This window comes from Sorangium sp. So ce124 (assembly GCF_051525235.1).
Taxonomy (GTDB): Bacteria; Myxococcota_A; Polyangia; order Polyangiales; family Polyangiaceae; genus Sorangium; species Sorangium atrum.
Genome location: NZ_CP150312.1, coordinates 11,489,219 through 11,501,686 on the forward strand (window position 1 = coordinate 11,489,219; position 12,468 = coordinate 11,501,686).

Annotated in this window: 10 protein-coding genes; 2 read left to right on the forward strand and 8 right to left on the reverse strand. The window is 70.0% G+C overall.

The features are described from left to right. Positions 1–4 precede the first annotated feature (4 nt). Together WMF19_RS43180 and WMF19_RS43185 are read right to left on the reverse strand one after the other, a co-directional pair. Positions 5–793, reverse strand: coding sequence for an acyltransferase (locus WMF19_RS43180; protein WP_437895705.1), 789 nt, complete (start codon positions 791–793; stop codon positions 5–7). Between the two features lie 286 nt (positions 794–1,079). After that, positions 1,080–2,126, reverse strand: a complete 1,047-nt coding sequence (locus WMF19_RS43185) for a lysylphosphatidylglycerol synthase domain-containing protein (RefSeq protein ID WP_437895706.1) — start codon at positions 2,124–2,126, stop codon at positions 1,080–1,082. 125 nt (positions 2,127–2,251) lie between these two features. On the opposite strand from WMF19_RS43185, the gene gor reads away from it, so the two are divergent. Both gor and WMF19_RS43195 read left to right on the forward strand, forming a co-directional pair. Further along, entirely contained in the window at positions 2,252–3,676 is a 1,425-nt protein-coding gene (gor, locus tag WMF19_RS43190; RefSeq protein WP_437895707.1) for a glutathione-disulfide reductase, read from the forward strand. A 168-nt stretch (positions 3,677–3,844) separates the two neighbouring features. Then, positions 3,845–4,435: a DUF420 domain-containing protein gene (locus WMF19_RS43195; RefSeq protein ID WP_272095510.1), complete on the forward strand. Its 591-nt coding sequence runs from the start codon at positions 3,845–3,847 to the stop codon at positions 4,433–4,435. Between the two features lie 41 nt (positions 4,436–4,476). Here WMF19_RS43195 and WMF19_RS43200 read toward each other — a convergent pair whose 3' ends face one another. From WMF19_RS43200 to WMF19_RS43225, 6 genes are all read right to left on the reverse strand, one after another. Next, positions 4,477–5,982 (reverse strand): hypothetical protein, encoded by a 1,506-nt coding sequence (locus WMF19_RS43200; RefSeq protein ID WP_437895708.1) that lies wholly within the window; start codon positions 5,980–5,982, stop codon positions 4,477–4,479. A 107-nt stretch (positions 5,983–6,089) separates the two neighbouring features. Beyond that, entirely contained in the window at positions 6,090–6,749 is a 660-nt protein-coding gene (locus tag WMF19_RS43205) for a sulfite oxidase heme-binding subunit YedZ (RefSeq protein WP_437901742.1), read from the reverse strand. Between the two features lie 2 nt (positions 6,750–6,751). Beyond that, on the reverse strand, positions 6,752–7,783 hold the full coding sequence (gene msrP / locus WMF19_RS43210; protein ID WP_437895709.1) for a protein-methionine-sulfoxide reductase catalytic subunit MsrP: 1,032 nt from the start codon (positions 7,781–7,783) through the stop codon (positions 6,752–6,754). A 47-nt stretch (positions 7,784–7,830) separates the two neighbouring features. Further along, positions 7,831–8,613, reverse strand: coding sequence for a DUF5995 family protein (locus tag WMF19_RS43215; RefSeq protein WP_437895710.1), 783 nt, complete (start codon positions 8,611–8,613; stop codon positions 7,831–7,833). 1,165 nt (positions 8,614–9,778) lie between these two features. Next, positions 9,779–10,552, reverse strand: a complete 774-nt coding sequence (locus tag WMF19_RS43220) for a succinate dehydrogenase/fumarate reductase iron-sulfur subunit (protein WP_437324409.1) — start codon at positions 10,550–10,552, stop codon at positions 9,779–9,781. After that, positions 10,552–12,465 carry a fumarate reductase/succinate dehydrogenase flavoprotein subunit gene (locus WMF19_RS43225; protein WP_272095502.1) on the reverse strand — a complete coding sequence of 638 codons (1,914 nt, stop codon included), beginning with the start codon at positions 12,463–12,465 and terminating at the stop codon, positions 10,552–10,554. Before WMF19_RS43225 ends, WMF19_RS43220 begins: the two co-directional genes overlap by 1 nt. Positions 12,466–12,468 lie beyond the last annotated feature (3 nt).

A 12,468-nucleotide genomic window follows, 5' to 3' on the forward strand; every position in this document is an offset into this window, starting at 1 on the left:
AGGGTTACGATGCGCTGTCGGAGACCGAGCGCCTCCCCGCGTCGTCCGCGCCGTGCTTCTTCGCGTCGGCGCGGTTCGCCTCGGGCGCCGGCTCGGTCCGCAGTGATGCCACCCGTCGGGCCGGATTGCCAGCGACGACGGTGTACGGAGGGACATCGGCCATCACGATGGCGCCCGCCGCAACCACGCTGCCCTCGCCCACCGTGACCCCCGGGAAGATCATCGACCGGGCCCCGAGCCATACGTTGTCCTCGATGACGACCGGCCGCACCTCGGCGTCCGAGGGCGGCAGGCCCTGCTTCCGGGCCTCCGGATCGCTCGGGTGACCGCTCGAATCGAGGATGAAGACGCTCCCCGCGATGCGGCAGTGCTTGCCGATGGTGATCGACTTGCCGACGATGATCCGGCAGCCGTGCCCGATCCCTGTGTTGTCGCCGATCCGCAGCGTGGGGCGGTCGCAGAACCGCCGGGCGAAGACGAAGTTGATCTTGCCGTCGAGCACCACGTTGTCGCCAAGGAGGATGTCGCCCTGCCCCTGGATGTAGTGGATGAAGTTCCCCGTCCGGACACCCTTGCCGTACTGCGCGCAGTGCGACTTGAAGTGCGGCTCGCAGACGAGCACGCGAGCGCCGAAGTAGTACGCCTCGCGCGCCGCCTCGAACGCCATGCGCATCGGGACCACGATCGGCCGCGGCGCGGGCAGGGTGAAGCCGCGGACCTGCCGGCGCACGTGCCGAACGGCGCGGGCGACGTCGTGATCGGAGGAGGCGAGGAAACGAACCAGGTTCTTCATAGAGGGTCGCTCGGCGCGGACTGGTCCAGTCTGCGATGTTCGGCGGGACGCGCCCGCCAGAAGGACGAAAGCAACGCCAGGGGGTCGGAGACTATAACCCGAAACTCGTCGCGCCGAACGTTCTCCCAGCCGACCTATCTCTCTTTGGCCGCTTTGGCCCCTTCGACTTCTTTGACCTCTTCCACGCTATGGCAAACCATGAGCCAATGGCCCATAACCCACAGCGTAGTTGCAATATTTGCAAATACCGTGACAATTCCGCGATGGCGAGCCGCGTTAAGCCGCGTCATGTCGGTTCGCGCCTGGCGGAGGGGGCAGCATCGGAGGCAGCAGCGTCGGTGGGGCGCTTTGCCTCCATATGGGGCAAAACGCCCCGGAGCAGGGCCAGGCCCAGCGCGGCCTCGACGAGGGTGAGCGCCACGGCCCACGTCGTCGTCGAGGCGGCGATGGCGGCCAGGCGTGCGTCGCGCGTCGCGCCGGCCGCGAAGCCCTCGAAGAGCGCGGCGGCGAGCACGTCGCGCGTGCCGAAGCCTTGCGGCGTGATGGGGAGCGTCACCGCCACCATCAGGATCGGGATGTACGTGAGGGCGGCTCCAAGGGGAATGCGCACGTCGAAGAACCAGAAGGGGAGCCAGGTGCCGGCGAACAGGACGAGGAGGTGCGGGATACGCGCGGCGAGGGCGACGAGGTGGCCGCGCACGCCCGCCTCGAAGAGCGGGGCGAGGAGCTTCGTGCGGGCGAGCCGGGCGGGGCGGAGCGCGAGGATCGCAAGGTAGAGCGCGCCCGCCGCGAGGAGCAGGGCGGACCCGACGAGCGACCCGCCGTTCGCGGGCACGGCGACGGCGCCGAGGAGGAGCAGGCAGCCGAGCCACGACGCGTACACGACGAGCGTCGCGCCGGCGACGCGCGCGAGCGGCACGGCGTGCACGCGCGCGAGGAAGACCGTGATGAAGGCCTGACCGACGTGGTGGTTGAGCAGCGACGGGAGGTAGGAGGCGCCGCGGAGCACGAGGAAATCGCGGAAGGCGACGGGCGCGATCAGGCGGCGGTAGACGAGGACGGTCGCGAACGTGTCGGCGCCGAGGAGCGCGAGGACGAAGAGGGCGGCGAAGGCGACGAAGAGCGGCGCATCGACGTGCGACAGGGCGGCGAGGAAGGCGTCGAAGTCGAGCCGGCCGAGGACGAACGCGACGAGCGCGGCCGCCAGCGCGAAGGGCAGGGCGCGGCGCGCGCGCCCCGCGAGGCGCGGCGCGGGACGCTCCTGCAGGTCGCCGTCGCGCGGGCGCGGTGACGGAGCGTCGGCGAAGGTTCCAGTGTGGGTCGAGGAGCGCAACGGCGGGACCGTAGCAGAAACCCCGCGCCGGTGGCCGAGCCGAAGCCGAAGGGAGCGGAGGCCGGGGGCGCGGCGACCGCACGGCGCGCGGCGACCGCGCCCCGCATGGGGCATAGTCGTCCGCCATGTCCAAGTACGATTACGATCTGTTCGTCATCGGCGCCGGCTCCGGCGGCGTGCGCGCAGCCCGCATGGCCGCTTCCTACGGCGCGCGGGTCGCCGTCGCCGAGTCGCGCCACCTCGGCGGCACCTGCGTCAACCTGGGGTGCATCCCGAAGAAGCTCCTCGTCTACGCCTCGCACTACGCCGAGGACTTCGAGGACGCCGCCGGCTACGGCTGGACGGTGCCCGGCCACGGCGCCAGCGGGAACGGGCATGCCGGCCCGTCGTTCGACTGGTCGACGCTCCTCCGCAACAAGGACAAGGAGATCGAGCGCCTGAACGGCGTCTACGAGCGGCTCCTGAAGAACTCGGGCGCCGACATCCGCCGGGGGCACGCCCGGATCGTCGATCCCCACGCCGTCGAGATCGACGGCGCCAGGATCACCGCCGAGCGGATCCTCATCGCGACCGGCAGCTATCCCTGGATCCCCGATCTCCCCGGGCGCGAGCTCGCCGTCAGCTCCGACGACCTGTTCCACTTCCCGACGATGCCGCGGCGGGCGGTCATCGTCGGGGGCGGCTACATCGCGGTCGAGCTCGCCGGCATCCTGCACGGCCTCGGGGCCGAGGTGTCGCTGATCCACCGCGGCTTGCACCTCCTGCGCGGCTTCGACGACGACATCCGGACGTTCCTTGCCGCCGAGATCCAGAAGAAGGGGCTGGACCTCCGCCTGGGCGCGACCATCGAGAGCCTCGAGCGGCGGGGCGACGCGCTCTGCGCGATGCTCGCCGACGGCACCGAGCTCGCGGCCGACTGCGTGCTGTACGCGACGGGGCGCCTGCCGAAGACCAGGGGGCTCGGCCTCGAGGAGGTCGGGGTGAAGCTCGACGAGGACGGCGCGGTCGTTGTGGACGACGCGTTCCAGACGTCGGTCCCGTCCATCTATGCGCTCGGCGACGTGATCTCGCGCGTGCAGCTCACCCCGGTGGCCATCGCCGAGGCGATGGCGCTGGTGAAGACGCTCTTCCGCGGCGAGCGCGCGCGCGTGGACTACGCCGGCATCCCGACCGCCGTCTTCAGCCAGCCGAACGTCGGCACCGTCGGCCTGTCCGAGGCGCAGGCGCGGGAGCACCACGACGTCGCCATTTACCTCTCTACCTTCCGCGCGCTCAAGCACACCCTCTCCGGGCGCGAGGAGAAGACGATGATGAAGCTCGTCGTCGATCGCACGACCGACCGGGTGCTCGGCGTCCACATGGTCGGGCCGGACGCCGGCGAGATCATCCAGGGGTTCGCCGTCGCGCTGAAGTGCGGCGCGACCAAGGCGCAGTTCGACGCCACGATCGGCATCCACCCGACCGCGGCCGAGGAGTTCGTGACCATGCGCGAGCCGCTGCGGAACCTCGAGCGCAGCCCCCCGATGGGGATCGCGCCGAGCTCCGCCTAGCCCGCCGTCGCTCGGGGCGGCTCCGTCCGCGCCCGTCCGCTTCGGTCGGCCTGCGAGCGCTGGCGTTCGTCTCCGTCCGCTCCCGCCGGCTCGTGTCCGCTTCCGTCCGCTCCCGCTCGCTGATCCGAGGTCGCCCGCTCGCGTTCGCGCTCGGCGCGCTCCTCTGGTATGGACCGCGCGATGTCGTCCCACGCCTCGAGCCACTTGAAGCCCGTCGGCCTGCTCGCCCGCACAAGCGACCGATCGTTCTACGCCTTCAATGCCGTGCTCTCCGCGGCCGCGCTGGCGTTCCTCGCCTACATCCTGATCATCCGGCGGGGCGCGGGCGGCGCGGATCTCCGCTTCATGCCCCCGCTGAACGCCGCCTTGAACGCGACGGCCGCCACGCTCCTCGTCGCGGGCTGGTTCGCGATCAAGCGCCGCGCGATGGTCGTGCACAAGTACCTGATGGTCTCGGCGTTCGCCGCCTCGTCGTTGTTCCTCGTCGGCTACCTCGCCTATCACTTCGTCCACGGCGACACGAAGTACCAGGGCACCGGGCCGCTCCGCGCCGTCTACTTCGCCGTCCTCATCTCTCACATCGTGCTCTCGGCGGGCATCGTGCCGCTCGCGCTGACGTCGTTCTACTTCGCCTACAAGGCGAACTTCGCGAAGCACGCCAAGATCGCTCGGGTGACGCTGCCCCTCTGGCTCTACGTCTCCGTCACGGGGGTGCTCATCTATTTCATGCTGCGTGGGAGCACCCCGGCAGTGCCGTGACCGCCGCTCTGCGACGCTCCAGGGGCGGGGGGGGAACCGCTCTAGAAGTCCTTGATGCTGCCGCGCCGGCCCTGGAACCCTCCGAAGAGGTACCGGTAAGCCGAGAGCACGGCGTACGACAGCTCCTCGTACCGGTAGATCTCCTCCATCAGCGGGATCGGGTCCTGATAGAGCGTGTCGCTCGCCACGATCCTGGGCCACGGCAGGCGGTCCGGGTCGGCGCCGGGGACGCCGGCCTCCTTCATGACCTTGAGGAACTCGTGGGCGAGGAGGCCCTGGCCGATGACGCTCGGGTGAACCCCGTCGAGGCTGACGATGCCGCCGGCCCTGCGGCGCCCGGCGCGATCGACGTGGTAGAAGCGGGTGTCCATCGGCGGCGCGACGTTGGCCGCGAAGTACGCGGGGAACTCGTACGACGGCTCGCCGCTGGTGCGCCGGTACGCGAGCCGGTCCAGGCCGCCGGAGACGTCGACGAGGTGATACCGGGGCGTGCGGTGGCGGGCGTTCTTCTCCTCGATGAGCCGGAGCAGCTGCGCGTTGCAGGCGTCGACGGTCGCGTCGATGCGCCGCGCTTCCGCCGCGGTGAGGTGCGGCGCGCCCGCCTCGATCAGGCGGGGGCCGCGAGCGAACGGGGGATAGGTGTAATAGGGGAAGTAGCGCGGCGAGCCAGGGAGGGGGTCGCCGACGCCCGTGGCGATCGGCACGATCGTCACGTGAGGCACGTTGGCCACGAACACCCGCCAGCCCGGGCTCTCGTTGCGCCGCATCAGGGTGTCGACCCGGTCCAGCAGCTCGCCGTACTCGGCGACGAAATCGTCGGGCATCCAGAGGTTCCACTGCGCCCGGGTCCGCTCGTCGAAGCTGAGCGAGACCGGCCGCCGCTCGGGCCTGTCCTCGGTCGCCGCGACGCTGAGGAGGATCGCCGAGCCGACTGCGTTGTTGGGGCCGAGCCAGAGCAGGAGGTTCTCGACGCCCTCGCCGCGCGCGTGGTGGCCGAGCCAGTCGAGCTGGCTGTACCCGTCGAGGCGCTCGTCCCGCGACGGGTTGAGGACGCGGAGCGCGGTCCGGTAGAACGCCGCGTTGGGCCCCTGGAGGAAGCCGTCCATGGCGCCGGGCGCCGCCGCGATCCGCTCCCTGCAGAGCCTCGGGGTCACGAGCCACGCGTCGGCCACGTCGAAGCCGTACACCGAGACGTTGTGGAACCAGGGGACGCTCCCGCCGCGGTAAGGGCCGGCCCCCTCGCCGCGCTCGTAGTAGTCCTCGGCCACGTCGAGCACCCGGTTGATCTCCAGCAGGACGGCGGCCCACTCGAGCCTGTCGATCGTGGCGCCGAACGCGAGCTGGAGGCGGCGGAGCACCACCTCGAGATCGAGCAGCAGCCCGTGGGCCGGGTAGTCGGGCACGCGGTACGCCGGGCTCGACAGCGCGTCGCCGACGTCGACGCCGAGCGCGCGCGCGATCCACGTGGAGTAGGCGAGCTGGGTGCGCGCCGCGCCGAGCGACATGAAGCCTTGAGAGATGCTGTCCCCGATGGTGAAGAGCTTCATGACGCCGTCCTCACGCGTTCCACGTCGAAGCCACATGGTATCCGAACGCGCGGCGCGGCGCGGCAGGTTCGCCGCGCGGCGACGACGTGACGGCGCGACGCCGGCGCTCAGCGCGGCGCCGCGCGTCTGCGCAGGACGGCGCTCGCGATGCGCACGGCGAAGAGCAGCGCGAGCAGCGCCCCGTAGATCATCGGCTCCGTCGTGTCCTTCTTCACGCGGAGGAAGAAGTGCACGATCCCGAGGACGGCGGCGACGTAGGCGAGCCGGTGCAGGCGCTTCCAGCGCGCGGCGCCGAGGCGCTTCAGCATGCGCGCGGTCGACGTCGCCGCGAGCGGGACGAGCGCGAGGAGCGCGACGAAGCCGGCGAGGATGAAGGGGCGCTGCGTGATGTCCTCGACGATCGCGCGCACCTCGAGGCCCTGATCGACGATCGCGTACGTCAGGAAGTGGGCGCACGCGTAGAAGAAGGCGAGCAGCCCGAGCGCCTTGCGGATACGCAGCGGAAAGGTCCAGCCCGACACGAGCTTGAGCGGCGTCGCCGCCAGCGAGGCGACGAGCAGCACGAGCGCGAGCAGGCCGAGCTGGTTCAGCGCCTCGGCGACGGGGTCCGGGCCGAGCGCCCCGGCCCCGGCGCGCAGGCCGAGCACGGCCAGCGGGATCAGCCCGCCGGCGACGACCGCGGGCGGGAGCCAGGCCAGCTTCCGGCCAGCCGGCACGCCGGCGGCGGCAGCGCGCGGCGGCGACATCGTCCTCGCTGGCGCGCGCATCATCAGAAGCTCTCCCGCAGGTCCATCCCGCTGTAGAGGCCGGCGACCTCCTCCGCATAGCCGTTGAATGGCAGCGTGGGACGGCGACGCAGCTCACCGATCCTCCGTTCCGTCGCCTGGCTCCAGCGCGGGTGATCCACCGCGGGGTTCACGTTCGCATAGAACCCATACTCGTCCGGCGCGGCGCGGCTCCAGCTCGTCGCCGGCTGGCGCTCGGTGAGCTTGATGCTGACGATCGATTTGCACCCCTTGAACCCGTATTTCCACGGCACCACCAGGCGAATGGGCGCTCCGTTCTGGCCGAGCAGCGTTTTGCCGTAGAGGCCCACGGCCAGCATCGTGAGAGGGTGCATCGCCTCGTCGATCCGCAGCCCCTCGACGTAAGGCCACTCGAGCACGTCGCTCCGCTGGCCGGGCAGCTGCTCTCGATCGAGCAGCGTGGTGAACTGGACGTACCGGGCGCGAGAGGTCGGCTCGAGGCGCCTGAGCAGCGCGCCCAGCGGGAACCCGAGCCAGGGGATCACCATCGACCACGCCTCGACGCAGCGCATTCGATAGACGCGCTCCTCCAGGGGAAACCACCGGAGGAGGGTGTCGAGGTCGACGACCTCGGGCTTCTTCACCTCTCCCTCGCACGCGATGGCCCAGGGGCGGAGCCTGAGCCGGCCGGCGTTCCTTGCCGGCTCGGACTTGCTCAGGCCGAGCTCGTAGAAGTTGTTGTACGAAACGATGTCCTCGTAGGAGGTCCGCGCTTCGTCGGTAACGAACGGGTCTCTCGATCTCGTCCCGGAGGACGACGCGCCGGCGGCGGGCGGCCCCGGCGGCGCGCCCGCGCCGAGCGGCGTGGCCTCACCGCCGGGGGCGCCCGCCGCCGAGGGGCGCGCCGCGCCGCCCGTGAGCCAGACGAGGCCGCCGCCGATGGCCGACGCGGTGCCGGCGAAGAGCGCCGCGCTCTTGAGGAGCTCGCGCCGCCGCAGGTAGAGCGCTGGAGGGGTGATCTCGCCGGCGGGCGGTTCCTTGGGCAGCTTGCTCATGCCCCCATTCTACGATCGGGCGGGGCTCCGGTTGCGGTCGGCCGCGATCACGCGGCCCTTGACAGGAGGCGGAGCGCCGTATGCGGCGCCTGGTGGAGCGAGGGCAGCGCGAGCATCTGGGCGATGCGCGTCGAGCGCCGCTCGATCCCGCGGGAGAGCGCCGCCCGCTCGCTCCCGTCGCGCGCGGCGAGGAGCGCCAGGACGTCGTCCCAGACCCGCTCGCGCCACCGCGAGAGCATCTCCATGGACACCCAGATCGCGACCTCCGGCGCGTTGTCCAGGAAGAACGCGCTGAGGGGGCAGCCGTGCCGCGCGGTGAGGCGCGCGAGCGCCTCGATGACCGAGGCGCGGAGCAGCGTATTGATCTGATCGTGATCGTGCTTGAGCCGCGCGAGCATCGCCCGGTCGGCGCCGTGCCCGAACTCGACGATCGTCGCGTGGATCCCGAAGATCAGGTCGTAGTTGATGTGGGCGCTGAAGCCGAGCAGCGCGTTCTGCACGGGGGGCGTGAACCGCGACGCCGTGCTCGAGTACGCGATGTGCCAGGCGCCGCAGTCCTGCGCCGCGCCCCGATCGTACCAGCCGAGCGTCTGGAGGTACCGCTCGCAGAACCGGCCCGCGAGCCGCGAGATCCACGCCGGCTCGAGGAACATGCCATCGCGTCGCCCGACCTGCGCCGCGACCGCGCGCGTGACGATACCGTAGACGTCGGTGAAGGCCGCTCGCCGATCACCCGCGGCGAGGAGCCGATCCGTCACGGTGTCGAGAACAACGGCAGCATCGTGGACGCTCGTCGGATGCAGATTAAGGCCGTCGATGCAGCACCTCATGAAGTTCCCCTCCTACTTCTTCGCTCGTCCAAGAGACCTGTCTGATGTTCGAACTCCCGCATCCGATCAGCCTCGCAGACCCCGGCGCGCGTATGCGACGCGCAGCACGAACAGTGCAGCAGGGCGCCGTCAGGCGATCTGCCCGGCCCCGGTCGGTCTGGTTTGCGGTCCCGGTGCGCGTCGTTCCCGTGTGGAAAGCGGATCTCCTGACCCGCCGGGAGAAAGGTCGCCGCGGCCGTTGCCTCTGGCTTCTCCTCCTGCCGGCCCTCCCCTCGAACCGGCTTCCGCAGAAGAGCGATACTCGATGCGATCCTCGACGCGCTCGCCGCGGGATGCCCCCCCTCGCTGCGGCGCTCTAAGTTCGACCTAGTCTACGACATGGTGTGGGGTGACCACAATTGTCTTATGACGACTGATCCCGTTCAGGACAATTTCGAGGTTATTCCAACTCGTGACCTCGAACAAGTGCCTGTTGACCCTGACACGTTTCATTGCGGCGCGGGAGAGCGCCACGGCATCTTCGCGGTTGCGCTGCTACTGGAGCGACGGCTCGTCACGCTCGGAAAGCCCCCACTGGCATAGGCGCGAGTCGCGGCGAGATGTTCTCGAAACATGCCGAGTGCTTATCCCACGTTGACTGTACGGTTGGGGCTCTCAATGTGAAGACGGTTTAGGAAGTCCCTGAGTCGGTGATCAGGAAACTCCTGGTTTGTTTTCCACAGGGGGCCTGCAAATCCTTGTGTTTTTGGTGAAAAATTGTACGAAAACGGAAGGTGAGGGCGGCCTCGTGCCACACCTGCGGCGGCCGTCGGGATCGTGCTGGCGCACCCGCGGCACCAGGGCTCGCCTGTCATGCCGCGGGGCCGTGCTCGGGTGAGCCTCGTGCCGAGGCGCTGCAGCCTGCGCCTGCAGGCACCGGGGGCCGGCCGTACGGGCGGTGATGGGCCGAAGGGCCAGCCTGACCCCGTGGGCCACAGGCATACCTTTGGCGCAGCGCGTCCGGGCGGCGAGCCGGTGTCAATCAGGGGCGCACCCGCCTTGGCGGCGGGGTGGCGGCGACGGAGCGCCGCCGTTCATGGCGTGCGGGAGGAGGGCGTTCGCTGTCGACGAGAGGGGAGGGAGGGGAGGCGCCGCCGGCCTCGAGCGAGGCCGGCGGTGCGGCGCCTCAGCCGGTGCCGCCCTTGGCCTGCACGTCGCGGTGGACCAGCGTCGCGCGCAGGTAGTCGCGGTTCATCTTCGCGATCATGTCGAGGGGGATCTCCTTCGGGCAGACCGCCTCGCACTCGCCGACGTTCGTGCAGTGGCCGAAGCCCTCGACGCGCATCTGGGCGACCATGTTGAGGCTCCGCTGATCGCGCTCCGGCTCGCCCTGCGGCAGGAGGTTCAGGTGCGTGAGCTTCGCCGCGGTGAAGAGCGAGGCGGACGCGTTCGGACAAGATGCGACACAGGCGCCGCAGCCGATGCACGCCGCCGCGTCCATGGCGCGCTCGGCGACCACCTTCGGCACCGGGATCGCGTTCGCGTCCGGCGCGCTGCCCGTCGACACCGAGACGAAGCCGCCCGCCGCGATGATCCGGTCGAACGCGCTGCGGTCCACCGCGAGGTCGCTTACCACCGGGAACGCCTGGGCCCGCCACGGCTCGAGCCACAACACGTCGCCGTCCTTGTAGTGACGCATGTGCAGCTGACACACGGTCGTCCCACGGAGGGGGCCGTGCGCCTGGCCGTTGATCATGAAGCCGCACATGCCGCAGATGCCCTCGCGACAGTCGTGATCGAACGCGATTGGCTCCTCACCCTTGAGGATGAGCCGCTGATTGAGCACGTCGAGCATCTCGAGGAAGGACATGTGCTCGCTGACGTCGGGCACCTCGTACGTGACGAACCGGCCCGCTTCGTACTTGCCCTTCTGCCGCCAGACATGGAGGGTGAGGCGCATTATTTGTAACTCCGCTGCGTGGGGTGAACCTCGTTGAACTGGAGCGGCTCCTTGTGGAGCTCCTGGGCCTGACCTTCGCCTCGCCATGCCCAGGCGGCGACATAAGAGAAGCGCTCGTCGTCGCGCTTCGCCTCGCCCTCGGGCGTCTGGTGCTCCTCGCGGAAGTGCCCGCCGCACGACTCCTCCCTGTCGAGCGCGTCACGACACATGAGCTCCGCCAGCTCGAAGAAGTCGGCGACGCGCGCCGCCTTCTCGAGCTCCTGGTTCAGGCCGGTGCCTGTCCCCGAGACGCGGACGTCACGGTGGAACTGCTCGCGGAGCTCCGGGATCCGCGCGAGCGCGCCCTTGAGCCCGGCCGCGTTGCGGGCCATCCCGCACTGCTCCCACATGATCTTGCCGAGCTCGCGATGGAACGAGTCGGCCGTTCGCGAGCCGTTCGCGCCGAGCAGCTTGTTCAGCCGCGCGCTCGCGTCGCGCTCGGCGTCCCTCACGGCGGGGTGGAGGTCGTCGACCCGCTCGAGCTTCGTCGACGCGAGGTAATCGCCGATGGTGTAGGGGATGATGAAGTACCCGTCCGCCAGGCCCTGCATCAGCGCGCTCGCCCCGAGCCGGTTCGCGCCGTGGTCGGAGAAGTTCGCCTCGCCGAGCACGTACAGTCCGGGGATCGTGCTCATCAGGTTGTAGTCGACCCAGAGCCCGCCCATCGTGTAGTGGATGGCCGGATAGATGCGCATCGGGACGCTGTACGGGTCGTCGCCGGTGATGCGCTCGTACATGTCGAAGAGGTTGCCATAGCGCTCGGCGATGGCCGGCTTGCCGAGGCGCCGGATGGCGTCCGAGAAGTCGAGGTACACGCCGAGCCGCGTCGGCCCCACGCCGCGGCCCTCGTCGCAGACCGCCTTCGCCGCGCGCGACGCGACGTCGCGCGGCACGAGGTTGCCGAAGCTCGGATAGCGGCGCTCGAGGTAATAGTCGCGCTCGCCGTCGGGGATGAGCTCCGGCGGGCGCGTGTCGCCCGCGTTCGTGGGCACCCAGATGCGGCCGTCGTTGCGGAGCGACTCGCTCATGAGCGTCAGCTTCGACTGGTAGTCGCCCGAGACCGGGATGCACGTCGGGTGGATCTGGGTGAAGCAGGGGTTTCCGAAGAGCGCGCCGCGCTTGTGCGCCCGCCAGATGGCCGTGGTGTTCGACCCCTTCGCGTTCGTCGAGAGGAAGAAGACGTTGCCGTAGCCGCCCGACGCGAGGACGACCGCGTCGCCGAGGTGCGTCTCGAGCGCGCCGGTGATCAGGTTGCGGGTGATGAGCCCGCGCGCCTTGCCGTCGATGACGATGAGGTCGAGCATCTCGGTGCGCGGGTACATCTTCACCTTGCCGAGGCCGATCTGCCGCTCGAGGGCCTGGTAGGCGCCGAGGAGGAGCTGCTGCCCCGTCTGGCCGCGCGCGTAGAACGTGCGCGACACCTGCGCCCCGCCGAAGGAGCGGTTCGCGAGCACGCCGCCGTACTCCCGCGCGAACGGCACGCCCTGCGCGGCGCACTGGTCGATGATGTTCACGCTGATCTGCGCGAGCCGGTACACGTTGGCCTCGCGCGCGCGGTAGTCGCCGCCCTTCACGGTGTCGTAGAAGAGGCGGTAGATGCTATCGCCGTCGTTCTGGTAGTTCTTCGCGGCGTTGATGCCGCCCTGCGCGGCGATGCTGTGGGCGCGGCGCGGAGAGTCCTGGAAACAGAAGCTCTTCACGTTGTAGCCGAGCTCGGCCAGCGTCGCGCTCGCCGCGCCCCCGGCGAGGCCGGTGCCGACGACGAGGACGGTGTACTTCCGCTTGTTCGCCGGGTTGACGAGCTTCAGGTTGAAGCGGTGCTGGTCCCACTTCTTCTCGATGGGACCTTCAGGGATCTTCGCATTCAGCTGCATGAT